The organism is Streptomyces sp. 7R007 (assembly GCF_054850255.1).
In genome coordinates this window covers 1-16733 of record NZ_JBTWMV010000075.1, presented here as the reverse complement: position 1 = coordinate 16733, position 16733 = coordinate 1, and the positions used below count along the sequence as shown (strand labels likewise).

General features: G+C 71.9%; 11 protein-coding genes and 1 pseudogene. 5 read left to right on the top strand and 7 right to left on the bottom strand.

Annotated elements, in window-relative coordinates:
• Positions 1-11: 11 nt before the first annotated feature.
• Positions 12-1736, top strand: coding sequence for a cobalamin-dependent protein (locus ACYF6T_RS41715; RefSeq protein WP_461703192.1), 1725 nt, complete (start codon positions 12-14; stop codon positions 1734-1736).
• A gap of 46 nt (positions 1737-1782) precedes the next feature.
• On the opposite strand, the gene ACYF6T_RS41710 is transcribed toward ACYF6T_RS41715, so the two are convergent.
• From ACYF6T_RS41710 to ACYF6T_RS41700, 3 genes and pseudogenes are all read right to left on the bottom strand, one after another.
• A complete protein-coding gene (locus tag ACYF6T_RS41710) occupies positions 1783-2088 on the bottom strand; it encodes an acyl carrier protein (RefSeq protein ID WP_461703191.1) in 306 nt (101 codons plus the stop codon).
• 56 nt (positions 2089-2144) lie between these two features.
• Positions 2145-4592 (bottom strand): annotated as a pseudogene (locus ACYF6T_RS41705) (type I polyketide synthase); the annotation flags it as partial.
• Positions 4593-4601: 9 nt separating this feature from the next.
• On the bottom strand, positions 4602-6017 hold the full coding sequence (locus tag ACYF6T_RS41700; RefSeq protein ID WP_461703190.1) for an FAD-dependent oxidoreductase: 1416 nt from the start codon (positions 6015-6017) through the stop codon (positions 4602-4604).
• 207 nt (positions 6018-6224) lie between these two features.
• Here ACYF6T_RS41700 and ACYF6T_RS41695 point away from each other — a divergent pair, with 207 nt between their 5' ends.
• From ACYF6T_RS41695 to ACYF6T_RS41685, 3 genes are read left to right on the top strand one after another with little or no spacing between them, the layout of a single operon-like run.
• Positions 6225-7067 (top strand): SAM-dependent methyltransferase, encoded by an 843-nt coding sequence (locus tag ACYF6T_RS41695; RefSeq protein ID WP_461703189.1) that lies wholly within the window; start codon positions 6225-6227, stop codon positions 7065-7067.
• Between the two features lie 3 nt (positions 7068-7070).
• Positions 7071-8000, top strand: a complete 930-nt coding sequence (locus ACYF6T_RS41690) for an alpha/beta fold hydrolase (protein WP_461703188.1) — start codon at positions 7071-7073, stop codon at positions 7998-8000.
• Positions 8001-8046: 46 nt separating this feature from the next.
• A complete protein-coding gene (locus ACYF6T_RS41685; RefSeq protein ID WP_461703187.1) occupies positions 8047-9114 on the top strand; it encodes an IS630 family transposase in 1068 nt (355 codons plus the stop codon).
• Positions 9115-9156: 42 nt separating this feature from the next.
• Here ACYF6T_RS41685 and ACYF6T_RS41680 read toward each other — a convergent pair whose 3' ends face one another.
• The 4 genes from ACYF6T_RS41680 to ACYF6T_RS41665 form a co-directional block, all read right to left on the bottom strand.
• Positions 9157-11232, bottom strand: a complete 2076-nt coding sequence (locus ACYF6T_RS41680; RefSeq protein ID WP_461703186.1) for a cytochrome P450 — start codon at positions 11230-11232, stop codon at positions 9157-9159.
• Between the two features lie 27 nt (positions 11233-11259).
• Positions 11260-12087, bottom strand: coding sequence for an SAM-dependent methyltransferase (locus ACYF6T_RS41675; RefSeq protein ID WP_461703185.1), 828 nt, complete (start codon positions 12085-12087; stop codon positions 11260-11262).
• Positions 12088-12131: 44 nt separating this feature from the next.
• Entirely contained in the window at positions 12132-13328 is a 1197-nt protein-coding gene (locus tag ACYF6T_RS41670) for a cytochrome P450 (protein WP_461703184.1), read from the bottom strand.
• Positions 13329-13467: 139 nt separating this feature from the next.
• Positions 13468-14667 (bottom strand): cytochrome P450, encoded by a 1200-nt coding sequence (locus ACYF6T_RS41665; RefSeq protein ID WP_461703183.1) that lies wholly within the window; start codon positions 14665-14667, stop codon positions 13468-13470.
• A 190-nt stretch (positions 14668-14857) separates the two neighbouring features.
• Between ACYF6T_RS41665 and ACYF6T_RS41660 the strand changes: the two genes are divergently transcribed.
• The coding region (locus tag ACYF6T_RS41660) for a type I polyketide synthase (protein WP_461703182.1) at positions 14858-16733 on the top strand (1876 nt) is incomplete at its 3' end.

Below are 16733 nucleotides of genomic sequence, written 5' to 3'. Positions count from 1 at the left end.
GGACGGCGAGCATGGCGGACGACCGCGACCTGCCGACGCTGGAAGCCGACCTCTTCCTGGTGCACGCGCCCAGCGTGTACGACTTCCGCGAGCGCGACGACATGCTGTTCGCCTACCTCAGCGACAGCGACAGCGTGAACGTCACGTCCGTGTACGAGATGTATCCCATCGGCTGGTTCTCCATCAAACAGCGGCTGGCCGAGCACGGAATGGACGTGAAGATCGTCAACGTCGCCTCGCTGATGCTGATGCATCCCGGACTGGACGTGGAGGCACTGCTCGCGCGCCTGGACGCTCCCGTCGTCGGGTTCGACCTGCACTGGATGACGCAGTGTCACGGCGCCGTCGAACTGGCGTCGGCGCTCAAACGCGTCAACAGCGAGGTGCTCACCGTCTTCGGCGGGATCTCGGCCACGTACTTCGCCGAGGAACTGATCCGGTACCCGTCCGTGGACATCGTCGTCCAGGGCTACGACACCCTCGACCCGGTCACCCGGCTCGTCGCCCTCGCCCGCGGCGGCTCGCGCGATTTCGCGTCCGTGCCGAACCTTCTCTACAAGAAGGACGGCGACGTGATCAGGACCGGTTTCCGCCACAAGCCCGCGCGCGACTACAACGACGCCACCAACGACTGGTCGTACTACCGGCCGTCACGGCCGTCCGACCCGTCCGTGTCGAAGCTCATCATGACGCTGCCGAACACCGGCTGCGCGCACGACTGCGGCTGGTGCGGCGGTTCGCGGTACGCCTACCGGAGCATGATGGGCGTCAAGCGGACGCTGGTGCAGAAGGACAACGGCCGCATCCTCGACGAGCTGCGCAGCATGGGGGAGGCGGCCCGGCACACCTCGATCTACGCCCTGCAGTGCTACTCCGAGGGCAAGAAGCGCATGCACGACTACCTCGACGCGGTCAAGGAACTCGGCTACAACAGCGTCTTCTTCGAGCAGTTCACCCTGACCCCGCCGGACACGCTGCGGAAGATGGGCGACTCCACGCGGGCGTACATCATGCTGTCCCCGGAATCGCACGACATGCGGGTCAGCAGGGCCGCCGGCCGGGGCACCTACACCATGGCCGAGATGGAGGACTGGATCGACCGGGCTCTCGACGCGGGCATCGAGGGCGTCATGATCTGGTTCTTCATCGGCATGCCCTACCAGGACGAGCAGTCCGTCCGGGACACCATCCGTTACTGCGAACACCTGATCCGCAGGTTCAAGGGCTGGGCGGCGCTGCCCTTGATCTGCCCGATGGTGCCCTTCCTCGATCCGGGGTCGCGGTTCTTCGAGCACCCGGAGGAGCACGGCTACCGCATCCACCACCGGACGCTCGAAGAACACCGGCGGGCCATGGTGGAACCCCTGTGGTACCGCAGGCTCAACTACGAGACGCGCTGGCTGAGCAGGCGGCAGCTGCAGGACGTCTCCTACGAGGCGATCACCAGACTGGTGACCCTCAAGGGCGAGTACGGGGTGCTGCCGGCCCAGTTCTGCGAGGCCGTCCTGACCACCATCGACGACACCCGGCGGCTGCTCGGCGAGATGGAACACGCCCTGACGCTGGACGGTCGCATGCCGGCCGGCCTGCGGGAGCAGATACGGGCCTACAACCGCCGTATCCTCGCCTACTCCAGCGACCAGATCATGCCGGTCGAGCGGCCCTTCGGCGGCCGCTGGTTCGACGACGTCACGGTGCCGGGCGACATGATCGAAAAGCTGTCGGACAAGGGATGAACGGCAAGGGGCCGGCGCCGGTGGCGCCGGCCCCTTGCGCCGCGGACTACTGGGTGACGCCCTCGCGGACGCGGGTGTACTCCTCGGCGAGGTGGCTGCCGAGCTGCGCCGGCGTCGGCTGGTCGACGATGGTCACCAGCGGGATCTCCATGTCGGTGAGGAGCATCAGGTACTTCGTCAGCTCGATCGCGGACAGCGAGTTCAGCCCGAGTTCGAGGAGGTTGCTGTCCTCTCCGATCGATTCCATCGACAGGAGCGTCGCCGCGTAGGTCCGCGTCGCCTCCCGGAGCAGCCGCTTGCGCTCCTCCAGGTCGCCGCTCGCGAGAGAGCTCCGGATTTCTGCCTCGTTCACGTCACATCACCGCTGCTTTCCTTTTCGACAACCGTCTCGTGGGCTGGGCCGTTCCTTCAGGTGGCGCCTGTCCTCCCCGCGCCCTCCTCCCTTCTCTCCGCGTCCGAGGTCGCCGGCACGGTGTCGTACGGCCAGAACCGTTCGCGCTGGAAGGCGTACGTCGGCAGCGAGACCGTGCGGGGAGACGGCTCCCGGTCCAGGAGCCCGGCCCAGTGGACGGGGGCGCCCGTGCCGTGCAGCACGGCCAGGGCCGTGAACAGCGCCCGGCTCTCGGATCGTTCGCCGTCGAGCACGGACAGCATCACCGGGGGCCGCGGGTCGGCCGGGAGCACCGGGCAGGGGCCGAGTTCCAGCAGGACGTCCGCGTCGCCGCAGACGGCGGCCGGTTCCGCGAAGCCGCCGTCGTGTCCGGCCCAGTACGCGGGTGCGGTGATCCGCTCGTCCGCGGGCCGGCCGCCGACGATCAGCGGAATCCGGGGCTGCGCGCAGCGCGGGCCGTCGGGGGCCGGCTGGGTGATCAGCCGGCAGGCGTCGGGCAGGTCGAACACGCCGGCCGCGTGGGCGGCGGCGATCTCACCGGCCGCGTACCCGATCACGAGGTCGGGCCGCAGTCCGGCCGCCTCCAGCAGCCGCACCAGGCCGACCTGGGAGGCGAACAGGCCCATCGGCGCAACGGTGTCCCGGTGGTCCGCGCGGTCGCCGAGGACGTCCCGCGGCGGGCATCCCACCAGCTTGCCCACCTCGTCCACCGCGGCGGCGAACGCCGGGAACCGCTCGTAGAGTTCGGTGCCCGCGCCCGGCCCGGGGCTGCGCCCGCCGAACACCCAGGCGGTCTTGCCGCCCGGGGCCGGCGCGGGTCCGTCGGCGGCGAGCGCGCGCAGTCCCGCCGTCAGCTCCGCGCGGTCCTGCCCGACGACCACCGCGCGGCACTCGAACGCCGCTCTCGTGGTCACCAGCGACCAGGCCACGTCGGCCGCCGGCAGCTCCGGGCGCCGTGTGACGTGCTCGGCCAGCGCCGCCGCCTGGGCCCTCAGCGCCTTCTCGCCGCGGGCCGAGATCACCCACGGCACGACATGGGCGGGCCCGTCGCCGTCGCGTTCCACCGGCGCCGGGTCGGCGGCCGCTTCGAGGATCAGGTGCGCGTTGGTGCCGGAGACCCCGAACGACGACACCCCGGCCCGGCGCGGACGGTCGCCGTCCCGCCACCGCACCGGTTCGGTGAGCAGCCTGACCGAGCCCGCGGACCAGTCCACGTACGGGTTGGGGCGGTCGACGTGCAACGTGGCCGGCAGCATGCCGTGGCGCAGCGCGAGCACCATCTTGATGACGGCGGCGACGCCGGCCGCGGCCTGCGTGTGCCCGATGTTGGACTTGACCGAGCCGAGCAGCAGCGGCCGGTCCGCCGTCCGGTCCTGCCCGTAGGTGGCCAGCAGCGCCTGCGTCTCGATCAGGTCGCCCACGGCGGTGCCGGTGCCGTGCCCCTCGACGGCGTCCACGTCGGCGGCGGACAGCTGGGCGTCGGCCAGCGCGTCGCGGATCAGCCGCTGCTGGGTGGGGCCGTGCGGTGCGGTGAAGCCGCCGCTGCCGCCGTCCTGGTTGACGGCCGAGCCGCGGATCACCGCCAGCACGGGGTGGCCGTTGCGGTGCGCGTCCGAGAGCCGTTCGAGCAGCAGCAGTCCGCCGCCCTCGCCCCACACCATGCCGTTGGCCGCGGCCGCGAAGGGCGCGCAGCGGCCGTCGGGGGCGAGCATGCCGGGCTGTGCCGCGTACTCCAGGAACAGTCCGGGGGTGGCCAGCACGGTGGCGCCGCCGGCCAGCGCGAGCGTGCACTCCCCCCGGCGCAGCGCCTGGGCGGCCAGGTGCATGGCGAGCAGCGACGACGAGCAGGCGGTGTCCACCGTCAGCGCCGGGCCCTCCAGGCCGAGCAGGCGGGAGACCCGGCCGGAGGCGAGGCTGCCGGAGATGCCGGAGGACAGGTGTCCGAGGACGCCGGCCGGGGTGCGGTCCGGGTCCGGCAGCCAGGTGAGGTAGTCGTGGCTGGTGATGCCGACGTAGACGCCGGTGCGGCTGCCGCGCAGCGCGTACGGGTCGATGCCCGCGCTCTCGACCGTCTCCCAGGCGAGTTCCAGGAGCATCCGCTGCTGCGGTTCGGTCGCCAGCGCCTCGTCGCGGCTCATGCCGAAGAAGGACGCGTCGAAGTCGAGGGCGTCGTGGACGAACGCGCCGGCCCGGTCGCGGTCGGCCGAGTCCGGCGGACGCAGCCGGCCGGTGTCCCAGCCCCGGTCGGCGGGGAAGGCGCCGACCGCGTCCCGCCCCTCGGCCAGCAGCCGCCACAGCAGCTCCGGTGACCGGGCGCCGCCGGGGAACCGGCAGGCCATCGCCACGACGGCGACGGGCTCGCGGTCCCTGGACTCGTACGCGCGCAGACGCTGCCGGGCCTGGTGCAGCTCGGCGGTGGTCCACTTCAGGTAGTCGATGAGCCGTTCCTCGGTCGCCATGCTGACTCTCTCCGGCTATGCGGTCGGGACGCACTCGTACGCGGGCAGCCTCGCGATCTCGATCTCCTCGGGCCGCAACGGCGGGCCGGGCAGACGCGGACGGGGTGTGTCCCTGCTCATCAGGGCGAGGAAGCGGCTGGAACCCAGTTCGCACTGGCCGGCCGACAGGCTGATCACGTCGGTGACCACCGCGCACACCCGCGGCGCGACCAGCGACTTCTCGATGATGGAGTCGGCGAAGCGCACCTGCTGCCCGGTCTGCTCGCCGACCAGGCGCGGATCGGTCGCGTCGATACGGCAGTCGACGTATCCGGCGTCCTTGGAGGCGGCGAGGATCCAGGGGTCGTCGACCGCCGTGCCGATCACGGCCTGCACGTCGCGGGTGGTGCCGCCGAAGGCCAGCGCCCGGTCCAGCGCGGCGGCGCAGCGGGCGGCCGCGCTCATCCCGTGGCCGTAGACCGGGTTGAACGCGGTGAGCGAGTCGCCGACGACGAGCAGGCCGTCGGGCCAGCCCTCGTGCCGTTCCGGGTACAGGCGCCGGTTGGCACCGGAGCGGGAGCGGAACATGGGGGTGACCGGCCGCGCCGAAGCGATGAGGTCGGCGACGAGCGGGTGGCTCAGCCGGCTGCGCGCGAACGCCTCGAAGTCGTCCCCGTGGGCGGGCAGCGCGCCGCCCCTGGTGCACGACAGCGTCACGATCCAGCGGCCGTCCTCGACCGGGTAGACCACGCCGAACTGGGCGGGCTCGCGGTCGGTGTGGTAGGCGCAGACGTTGACGGCGGGGAAGGCGGCGGTGGCGCCCGGGGGCGCCGCGTAGAGCCGGGTGGCGTATCCGATGCCCGCGTCGACGACGTCCCGCTCCGGTGGCGGCACGTCCAGCCCGGCCAGCCAGTGCCGCAGTCGGGAGGCCCGTCCGGTGGCGTCCACCACCAGGTCGGCGTCGAGCGAGGCGGTCCTGCCGTCGCTGTCGCGCACGCGGACGCCGGTGACCCGGCGCCGGTCGCCGCACAGGGCGGCCACTTCGGCGTCCTGGCGCAGGTCGACGCGGCCGCCGGACAGGACCTGGTCGCGCACGACCCAGTCGAGCAGCGGGCGCGTGCACAGGATGGCGAACTGGGTCGGCGGGAAACGGTGTTGCCATCCCCGTACCGTCAACGTCACCTGGTCGCCCTGGAAGCCGATCCGGCGGGCGCCGGCCGCGGTCAGCCGGTCCGTCGTGCCGGGCAGCAACTCCTCGATGAGACCGGCACCGTTGGACCACAGCAGATGGGCGTGGTGGGCCTGCGGAACGCCCCGGCGGTGTGCGGGGCCGTCGGGGAGGACGTCGCGTTCGGTCACGGTGACCCGGTCGGCGTGCCGGGCCAGCACCTCGGCTGCCAGCATTCCCGCCAGACCGCCGCCCATGACGACCGCGTGTGAGAATCGGCTCATACCCGTGGTTCTTTCCGCGCCATGCCCGTCCTCCCGCATTGCACAACCATTCGCGGACAATGTTCTCCCCCGCACTAAAGCCCGGCTAATTCATGATCGAACGGAGATATTAGGGGTGCGGCGAAGATTGAATAGGGGTCGTTAGTGGTGGCGTCCGTCGCGCGTCCGGGAGAGAGTGCAGGCATGACGAGGGATGCCGACGAGAAAATGCGCTCCATCGTAATCGCGGAAGAAACCCAGCCGCCCGACACGCACGCGATCGGGCAGTATTACGATCACCGCATCTTCGACGTGATGACGGAACTCTGGGACGGAAATCTCCATTACGGCCTGTGGCGCGACGAGAACGACCGGAGCAGTTTCGCCGAGGCCGCCGTGGAGATGACGGACGAGATGATCCGCCGGCTGGCCCCGGCGCCCGGCGCCCGCATCCTCGACGTGGGCTGCGGAAACGGGACGCCGGCGATGCAGCTGGCCCGCGCGTGCCCGGTGCGGGTCGTGGGCATCTCGGTCAGCGAACGCCAGGTCGCCCGGGCCGGCGAACGCGCCCGGGAGGCCGGCCTGGCCGACCGCCTCTCCTTCGAGCGGGTCGACGCCATGGACCTGCCCTACCCGTCCGGGTCGTTCGACGGCGCCTGGGCGCTGGAGTCCATGCTGCACATGCCGGACAAGGTGCAGGTGCTGTCGGAGGTGGCCCGCGTGGTACGGCCCGGCGGCCGCGTCGTCATCGCCGACATGGTGTACAAGGCGCCCGCGGACCGCGCCGCGGAGGTCCGCGCGCAGGTCAGCACGGTGTACGCCTCGCTGACCCCGCTGGAGGAGTACCGGGGTGTGATCGAGCGGGCCGGTCTGGTGGCCGAGGACATCCGGGACGTCACCAAGGAGACGTTCCCCACCAACGCGGCCTTCGCGGCGGGTCTGCGCTCCCGCGCCGACGACTTCGTCGAGATCCTCGGCGCCGAGGGCTACGAGCTGCTCATCGGGAACCAGGAGAAGATCGCCCGCATGCCGGAGCTCGGGTACGTGCTGATCACGGCGCGGCGGCCCTGAGGGATGTCCGTCCGCGCGGCCGGGTTCCGCGAGGCCGGGTTCCAGGATCTCAGCGTCCCGGCGGCCGACGGCGTGCGCCTGCACGTGCGGCACGGGCCGGGCACCCGGCGTCCGGCGTTCCTGCTGGTGCACGGGCTGGCGTCGAACGCCCGGATGTGGGACGAGGTCGCCGGCCGGCTCACGGCGGAGGGTCATCCCACGTACGCCGTCGACCTGCGCGGCCACGGAGGCTCCGACGACCTGGCCGAGGGGTACGACACCGCCACCGCCGTGCGTGACGTCGCGGCGCTGGCCGCCTCGTTCGGCCTGACCGGCGCGGTGGCGGCCGGTCACTCCTGGGGCGCGAGCATCGCGCTGCGGCTCGCCGCCGGGCATCCCTCGGTGGTCGCCGGGCTCGCACTGATCGACGGCGGCTGGGCCGACGCGGGCCAGGCCGCCGGCTGGGGCGACGGCGAGGCGCGGGAGCAGCGCCTGAACGGCTGGCTGGACGCGCTGGCCCAGCGCTTCGTCAGGCGCGAGGGCGTGACGGCGGCCGACCTGCGGGCCCAGCTGCGCACGGCACATCCACGGTGGTCCGAGTGCGCCCTCGACGCGCACCTGGCCAATCTGCGCCCCGGCCCGGACGGTGTGCTGGTCCCCCGGCTGTCCGGTCCCCAGTTCGCCTCGATCGTCGCGAGCGTGTGGCAGGAGCAGCCGCACCGGTGGTACCCCTCGGTCACCGTGCCGGTGATGCTGCTGCCCGTCGCCCACCGCTACTCCCCCGTGGGCGAGCGGCAGTGGCGGACCTGGGTGGACAACGCCCGGGCCGCGCTGTCCGACGCCACGGTCAGGTGGTACCCGGACGCCGACCACGACGTGCACTACGACCATCCCGAACGCATCGCCGAGGACCTGCTCGACCTGGCCCGCAGAGTCGGCACGACGACCCCCTAGCGGCAGCGGCGAGTCCTTGATTCGTCGGCAGCTATAGGGTGACCGCGTGCCGAGTCCGAAGCTTGCGCCGCTGCAACTGACCCCCGAGGAACGGCGAGTGCTGCGCGGATGGGTGCGCGGCCGCAAGACGGCGCAGGCGCTGGCCCTGCGCGCGCGCATCGTGCTGGCCTGTGCGGGGGGCGGGTCGGTCACCGCGGTGGCCACGGAGCTGGGCGTCTCGCGGGACATGGTCTCCAAGTGGCGCCGCCGCTTCCTGGAGCAGCGGCTGGAGGGGCTGGCGGACGAGCCGCGTCCGGGCCGGCCGCGCACCGTCGGCGACGAGCGGATCGAACAGGTGGTCGCCAGGACCCTGCAGTCACCACCGCCCCGGGGCGCCACGCACTGGTCGACGCGGTCGATGGCGAAGGCGATGGGGATGTCGCAGACCACCGTCTCGCGGATCTGGCGGAACCTGGGGCTCGATCCGCACCAGGTGGAGACCTGGAGGCTGTACGCCGACCCGCGGTTCGCCGCCCGGGTCCGCGCCCTCGTCGGGCTCTACCTCGATCCGCCCCAGCGGGCCCTGGTGCTGTGCGTGGACGCCGACAGTCCGCTACGGGCGGTCGATCGCACCGCTCCGCCGCCGCCCGCGCTGCCCGTCCCGCACCCACGGACGGGCCGGGACCTGGCGCGGCCCGGCGCCGGCGGCCTGCTCGCCGCGCTGGAGTCCGCCGGCGCCGCGGCGGTGACCGAGCCGCACCGCCGCCACCGCCACCAGGAGTTCCTGGCCTTCCTCAAGGCCCTCGACAAGGCCGTCCCGCCGGAGCTGGAGCTGCACCTGGTCTGCGGCGACCACACCGCGCACGCGGCCCCGGCCGTACGCGGATGGCTGCTGCGGCACCCGCGCTTCCGTCCGCACACCGCCCCGACCGGCGCGTCCTGGCTCACCCTCGTCGAGCGGTGGTTCCCGCAGCAGCCGGCCGGCCTCGGGCCGCACCGCTTCCCGCGCCACAGCCCGGTCACGGCACTGGAACGCGATGTCCGCGCCTGGAACAGGGCACGGCACACGGACCCGCGGCCGTTCGTGTGGACCAGGACCCCCGACGAGGTCTACGGCGCTCCGGGCGTCTACTGACGGGGTCTGTTGACAGGGGTCTGTTGACGGCGGATCTGGGACTCAGGTCGTGAGGCCGGCGTGTGCCGCGTCGGTGCCGAGGCGGACCGGCAGGGCGAGGAACTTCCACATGTGGTCCAGTCCGTGCTGCAGTTCGTGCGGTTCGACCCCGAGGGCGAGGCCGGGGAAACGACGCAGCAGCGCCTCGAAGACCACGGCGGCCTCCAGGCGGGCGAGGTGTGCGCCGAGGCAGAAGTGCAGGCCGTAGCCGAAGCCGAGCTGGCCGCGGTTGCGGCGGACCTTGCGGGTGACGTCGAGCCGCTGCGGGTCGCGGAACAGGCGCGGGTCGTAGTTGGCTCCGGCGACGACGGGCATCACCGCCTCGCCCTTGCGCACGGTCTCGCCGCCGATCTCCAGGTCCTCGGTCGCGTAGCGGAAGTGCGCGCACAGCACCGGGCCGCACCAGCGCATCAGTTCCTCCACCGCACGGGGCATCAGGCCGAAGTTCGCCCGGAGCTCGGCGAGCTGGTCGGGGTGGGTGAGCAGGGCGGCGATGCCGTTCGCGATGAGGTGCACGGTCGTCTCGTAGCCCGCGACGACCAGCGTGAGGATCGTCCACACCAGCTCGGTGTCGTTGAGCCGGTCGCCGTCCTCGTCGTGGACGCGGATGAGCGCCGAGGCGAGATCGTCCTCGGGGTGGGCGCGGCGGCGTTCGATGAGGTCACGGATGTAGTCGAACGCCGTTTCCCGGCGGCCCGGGTTGCGTGTCCCGCTGGCCGGGGCGGCGCCGGCCAGCCACTCCCACGCGGCGACCCGGAACCGGTCACGCTCCTCCTCCGGTACGCCGACCAGCTCGGCGATCACGGTGATCGGCAGCGGCGTGGCGAGGTGCCGGCTCAGGTCGACGACACCGTCCTTGGCCAGCGCCGGCAGGCGGTCCAGCAGGCGTTCGGTGATCTCCTCGACCCGGGGCCGCAGTTTGGCGACCCGGTTCGGGGTGAACGCCCGGGACACGAGCGTGCGCAACCTGCGGTGGTCCTCGCCGTCCAGGCTGAGCATGCTGGCCTGCGAGTACTCCACGTACTCCGGGGAGATCCCGCTGGCCAGCTGCACCTGGTCGATACGGTTCGCGGTGTCCGCCATGCCCGGCACGTTGGCCCCGTGGATCACGAACCGGGAATCGGCCAGGACCATTTTGACGTCCGCGTAACGGGTGACGATCCAGAACGGTTCCACGCCCGGCATCGCGGCGCGGATCATGGAGACCTGTTCACGGATTTTCGAGTAAACGGCAAAAGGGTCCCTGAGTACCGCCTCGTCCTTCGGGTTGACCGGTTTCCTGGCGGAGACGATCACGTATTCCTGGTGGGCGGTGTACTTGCTGCCCTCGTCGAGCGATTTCTCCGACATGTACGGCTCGCTCGACTCCCGCAGCCGCTTGCGGTGGTAATCGCGCAGCGGTTCGTAGACGTGGTCGGTGATGTCCCGGATCTCGATGTCGACGAATCCCGCTTCGGCCAGCCGCGCTGCATAGCCGTCCCGGTCGTACCAGTTGTCGACCGGTATGTAGCTGTTCCACGGGGCCAGATCGCGGATGCGCTCCTCCCGCCTTCCGGGCCGCAGGATGACGTCGGCGGTGGCGATGACACCGCCGGGACGCAGCACGCGGAACGCCTCGCGGAAGAAGTCCTGCCGGGTGTCGAACAGGAAGGCCGACTCCAGGGCCACGACCCGGTCGAAGGTGCCCGCCTCGAACGGCATGTCGGTCGCCGAGGCGACCCGCAGGTCCAGCCGGTCCGCCAGACCCCGTTCCCGGGCCCGCTCGGTGGCGGTCTCCACCTGCGACGGGGTGATGTTCAGGCCGGCGATGAGCTCCGGCTTCCTCGTCTCGATCCAGTGCATGTCCTGGTCGGCGAACCCGAAGCCGGCGTCGAGGACCCGGTCGCCCTCCTGCATCCCCACCGCGTCGGCGAGCACGTCGGCCATCGCGTCGCAGGCGTCGTCCAGGTTGTCGCAACCCGGGCCCCAGTAGCCGTAGTTGATGTACCTGGTCCGCTCGGTCGGATGGCTCGAGGGCACGGGGGTGGTGTAGTAGGTACGGACCCGGTGCTCCACCGGGGACATCTCACGCTCGGTCATCGCTTCACTCCTTTTCGGCCATCCGGGTCACTCCGGGTCGACCGGTTTCGCGGCGGAGGCAATCACGTACTCGGTGTGCGTCAGGTACTGCGCCATTCCCCAGCCGAGAACGTCCTCGGACATCTGCAGGTCGCCCGACTCCCGCATGCGCCGCCGGAGATGGTCGAGCACCGGCCGGTAGACGTTGCCGGTGATGTCCCGGATGTCGATGTCGGCGAATCCCGCCTCGCGCAGCCGGCCGGCGTAGGCGTGGCGGTCGTACAGGTTCTCGGTCGGCACGAACGCGCCCCACACGGCGTGCAGTTCGCGGACGCGCTCCTCGCGCCGGCCGCCGAGCGGGACGACGTCGGCGACGGCCAGCCGGCCGCCCGGGCGCAGGACGCGGAACGCCTCGCGGAAGAAGTCCTGGCGGGTGTCGAAGTGGAACGCGGATTCGAGGGCGACGACCCGGTCGAAGGTGCCGGCCGCGAAGGGCATGTCGGTCGCGGAGCCGATCCGCAGGTCGAGCCGGTCCGCCAGACCCCGTTCCCGCGCCCGTTCGCGGGCGGTCTCGACCTGCGCGGTGGTGATGTTCAGGCCGGCGATCAGTTCGGGCTTCCTGGTCTGGAGCCAGTGCATGTCCTGGTCGGCGTAACCGAATCCGGCGTCCAGGACCCGGTCGCCCTCCCGCATCCCCGCCGCGTCGGCCAGCAGGTCGGCGAGCCGTTCGCAGGCGTCGTCGAGGTCGTCGCAGTCCGGGTCCCAGTACCCGAAGTTCAGGTACCTGGTCCGCCGGGTCGGATAGGCGACGCCGCGGATTCCGTCGTAGTAGCCGACGATCCGGCTTTCCAGCGAGGAGGGCGGCTCATTGGCCATCGTTCGGCTCCCTGGGAACTCGTTGCGTCGTGGTGGCCGCGTGCTCACCACGCGACCGGCAGACTGTGGACGCCGTAGACGAACGCGTCCTGTTTGACGGGGACCTCTTCGGGCGGCACCGCCAGGCGCAGGCCGGGGAAGCGGTCGAGCAGAGCCGGGTAGGCGATGCGCATCTCCGCGCGGGCGAGTTGTGCGCCCAGGCATCCGTGCACGCCGTGGCCGAAGGCGAGATGACCGCGGGCGGGCTGGGTGATGTCGAGGTTCTCGGGTGCGGCGAACTGCGCGGGGTCGCGGTTGGCGGCGGGCAGCGACATCATGACCGCCTGGCCCTTGCGGATCAGCACGCCCTCGATCTCGACGTCCTCGGTCGCCGCCCGCTGCGGACCGATGTGACCGACCGTCAGATAGCGCAGCAGCTCCTCGACGGCGTTGCCGACCAGGGTGGGATCGCGGTCCAGCAGCTCCTTCTGGCCGGGGTGTTGCAGCAGCGCGAAGGTGCCGAGCGCCAGCATGTTCGCCGTCGTCTCGAAGCCGCCCGCGAACAACATGTAGCCGATGGTGGCCAGTTCCTCGTCGGTCAGGTCGCTGTTCTCGATCAGCCTGCTGAGCAGGTCGTCACCGGGCTCCTCGCGCTTGCGGCGGAGCAGCGGCGGGAAGAAGCCCTGCACGGTGTCCAGGGCGTGCCGTGTCTCCGCGATGCCGCTGCTGCGGGAGAACAGGGTGGCCGAGGCCTGCTGGAAGCTCAGCCGGTCGGCGGGCGGGATGCCGAGCAGTTCGCAGATGACCAGGGAGGGCACGGGGAAGGCGAACTCCCTCACGAGGTCGGCGGGCGGCCCCGACTTCTCCATCGCGTCCAGACACGTCCGCGTGATCTCCGCGATCTTCGGTTCGAGCCTCTTCATCCGCTGCAGCGTGAACTCCGCGGCCAGCGCCCGCCGGTAGCGCGTGTGCTCGGGCGGATCCAGGATCAGGAACATGCCGGAGGAGTTCATCTTGCCGATGAGTGCCCGGGTCATGGGGAGGTCCACCGCCGGGTGCTGGCGCTCCGGCCGGACGCTGAAGCGCGGGTCGCCGAGGATGGACCGGACGGCCGAGTAGCCCGTGACGAACCAGCCCACGTGACCGTCGGCGAACCTCATGGGGATCAGCGGCGCCTTCTCCCGCAGGGTCCCGAGCACCTCCGGCGGATCGAACGGCCCGGGACGCTCCTGGCGGGGAAACGCGATCGGTGTCTCCGTCACCGCGCGCCTGGTTTCCTGCCGGCGGCGAGGACCTGCTCACCGGCCATCTGGGTTGTCCTCGCCGGCGAGGGCGAATGGTTGGGCACCGGTTGGCTCCTTCGTGGTCGTTGCGTCGGGGTGGTCACGGGGGGGCACGGGATCACCATGCGACCGGAAGGCTGTGGACGCCGTAGGCCATGGTGTCCTGTTTGACCGGGACCTCTTCGGGCGGCACTGCCAGGCGCAGGCCGGGGAACCGGTCGAGCAGCGCGGGGTAGGCGACGCGCATCTCCAGGCGGGCGAGCTGCTGGCCGAGGCATCCGTGCACGCCGTGGCCGAAGGCGACATGGCCGCCCGCGGGCTGGGTGATGTCGAGGGTCTCCGGGTCCCCGAAGTGCGCGGGGTCGCGGTTGGCGGCGGGCAGCGACATCATGACCGCCTGGCCCTTGCGGATCAGCACGCCCTCGATCTCGACGTCCTCGGTCGCCGCCCGCTGTGGACCGATGTGGCCGATGGTCAGGTAGCGCAGCAGCTCCTCGACAGCGTTGACCACCAACCCCGGGTCGCGGCGCAGCAGTTCCTTCTGGCCGGGGTGTTCCAGCAGGGCGAAGGTCCCCAGCGCCAGCATGTTCGCCGTCGTCTCGAACCCGCCCGCGAACAGGATGTAGCCGATGGTGGCCAGTTCCTCGTCGGTCAGGTCGCTGGTCTCGATCAGCCTGCTGAGCAGGTCGTCACCGGGCTCCTCGCGCTTGCGGCGGATCAGCGGCGGGAAGAACCCCAGCACCGTGTCCAGGGCGCGCCGCGTCTCCTCGGCGCTGCTGCCCCAGTGGGACATGGTGGCGACCGCCCAGCGGAAGCTCTCGCGATCGTCGTGCGCGATGCCCAGCAGTTCGCAGATGACCAGGGAGGGCACGGGGAAGGCGAACTCCTCCACCAGGTCGGCGGGCGGCCCCGACTTCTCCATCGCGTCCAGACACGTCCGCGTGATCTCCACGATCTTCGGTTCGAGCCTCTTCATCCGCTGCAGCGTGAACTCCGCGGCCAGTACGCGCCGGTAGCGCGTGTGCTCGGGCGGATCCTGCAGGTGGAACATGCCGGACACGCTCATGTTCAGCCTGCCGGCGAACGCCTTGGCCATGGGAAGGTCCACCACCAGGTGGTGACGCTCGGGCCGGGCGCTGAAGCGGGGGTCGCTCAGGATGGACCGGACGGCCGAGTACCCCGTGACGAACCAGCCCACGTGACCGTCGGCGAACCTCATCGGAATCAGCGGCGCCTTCTCCCGCAGGACACCGAGCACCTCCGGCGGATCGAACGGCCCGGGGCGGGCCTGGCGGGGAAACGCGATGGGGGCGTCCATGCGGCCATCGTTCGGCCGCACGCTTACCGGGCGCTAAAGCCACCAGGGACGGAAGTGGCCGGGCGTGCGGCGCGGGCCAGGGTTAGGGGTGCTTTAGCGGTCCTGGCGAGGCTGCCGCCAGGCGCTCTCCGGCCGAGCCGACCGGGCCAGGGCCTCGGACAGGACGCGGAGAGGAGCGGTTGCCCCGCAGATGGCCGACAACGAAGCGAAACTCCTGGACTACCTCAAGCGCGTCACCGCCGACCTGCGCCGGACCCAACGCCGCCTCAGGGACGCCGAGTCGGCCGCGCAGGAGCCGGTCGCGATCGTCGGCATGGCCTGCCGCCTGCCCGGCGACGTCCACTGCCCCGAGGACCTGTGGGAGATGGTGGCGCAGGGCCGGGACGCGATCACCGCCCTGCCCGGCGACCGCGGCTGGGACCTGGACGCGCTCTACCACCCGGACCCGGAGCATCCGGGCACCACGTACGTCCGCGCGGGCGGCTTCGTGCACGGCGCCGGGGAGTTCGACGCCCCCTTCTTCGGGATCGGCCCGGCCGAGGCCCTCGGCATGGCCCCGCAGCAGCGGCTCGCCCTGGAGACCTCCTGGGAGGCCGTCGAACGCGCCGGCATCGACCCCCGATCGCTGCGGTCCGCGCCGGTCGGCGTGTTCCTCGGGTGTGACGGCCTCGACTACTGCCTGAGCGACGCGGAGGTTCCCCAGGGCTCGGCGGGCTACTTCACCATCGGCAACGCCGCCAGCGTGACGTCCGGCCGCGTCTCCTACGCGCTCGGCCTGGAGGGCCCCGCGCTGACGATCGCCACCGCGTGCTCGTCCTCCCTGGTCGCCGTCCACCTCGCCTGCGAGTCGCTGCGGCGGCGCGAGTCGGCGCTGGCCCTCGCCGGAGGCGTGCACGTCATGTCGTCGCCGGCCGCCCTCATCGGCTTCAGCGAGATGCGGGCACTGGCACCCGACGGCCGCTCCAAGCCGTTCTCGGCCGGTGCCGACGGAATGACGCTGGCCGAGGGCGCCGGGGTGCTGCTCCTGGAGCGTCTGCCGGACGCGCTGCGCAACGGCCGGCGGGTGCTGGCGGTGATCCGGGGCTCGGCGGTCAACCAGGACGGCGCCAGCAACGGGCTCACCGCGCCCAACGGCCCCTCCCAGCAGCGGGTGATCCGGCAGGCGCTGGCCAACGCCCGCCTGTCCGCGTCCGAGGTGGACGCCGTGGAGGCGCACGGCACGGGCACCACCCTGGGCGACCCCATCGAAGCGCAGGCCCTGCTGGCCACCTACGGACGCAACCGCCCCGGCGACCGGCCGCTGTGGCTCGGCTCGGTCAAGTCCAACATCGGGCACACGCAGATGACCGCCGGTGTCGCCGGGGTCATCAAAATGGTGCTGGCCCTGCGGCACGAAGTCCTTCCCGCCTCACTGCACATCGACGAACCCACCCCGCACGTGGACTGGTCCGCCGGCGCGGTACGGCTGCTGACCCGGGCGAGGGAGTGGCCGCGCACCGGCCGACCGCGCCGGGCGGGCGTGTCGTCGTTCGGCTTCTCCGGCACGAACGCGCACCTGATCGTCGAGGAAGCGCCCGAGGTGGAGCCCGCGCCGGCGGTCGAGCCGGCGGTCCAGCCTGCGCGTCCGGTGCCGTGGGTGGTGTCGGCACGCAGCGACGCGGCCCTGCGGGCGCAGGCCGGCCGGCTGCGCGAACTGGCGGACGAAGGGCCGTCGATGGCGGAGGTCGGCTGGTCGCTGATCACGACCCGGCCGGCCTTCGAGCACCGTGCGGTGATCCTCGGTCAGGACCCGGCGGCGGCTTTGGAGGCGCTGGCGCAGGGAGCCCCACACCCCGACGTGGTGAAGGGGCAGGTCGGAGCGGCCGGCCCCGGCCCGGTACTGGTCTTTCCCGGCCAGGGCTCGCAGTGGGCCGGCATGGGCGCCCAACTCCTCGACGACTCCCCCGTGTTCGCCGCCCGCATCGCCGCCTGCGAGCACGCCCTCGCCCCGCACGTGGACTGGTCACTGACCCAGGTGCTGCGCGGGGACGGAACACAGTACGCGCGCGTCGATGTCGTCCAACCCG

Bases quoted from the DNA above. Each gene is read 5' to 3' on its own strand.
- ACYF6T_RS41715 (WP_461703192.1), top strand. From the start codon at position 12: ATGGCGGACGACCGCGACCTGCCGACGCTGGAAGCCGACCTCTTCCTG.
- ACYF6T_RS41700 (WP_461703190.1), bottom strand. From the start codon at position 6,017: ATGAGCCGATTCTCACACGCGGTCGTCATGGGCGGCGGTCTGGCGGGA.
- ACYF6T_RS41695 (WP_461703189.1), top strand. From the start codon at position 6,225: ATGCGCTCCATCGTAATCGCGGAAGAAACCCAGCCGCCCGACACGCAC.
- ACYF6T_RS41690 (WP_461703188.1), top strand. From the start codon at position 7,071: ATGTCCGTCCGCGCGGCCGGGTTCCGCGAGGCCGGGTTCCAGGATCTC.
- ACYF6T_RS41680 (WP_461703186.1), bottom strand. From the start codon at position 11,232: ATGACCGAGCGTGAGATGTCCCCGGTGGAGCACCGGGTCCGTACCTAC.
- ACYF6T_RS41675 (WP_461703185.1), bottom strand. From the start codon at position 12,087: ATGGCCAATGAGCCGCCCTCCTCGCTGGAAAGCCGGATCGTCGGCTAC.
- ACYF6T_RS41665 (WP_461703183.1), bottom strand. From the start codon at position 14,667: ATGGACGCCCCCATCGCGTTTCCCCGCCAGGCCCGCCCCGGGCCGTTC.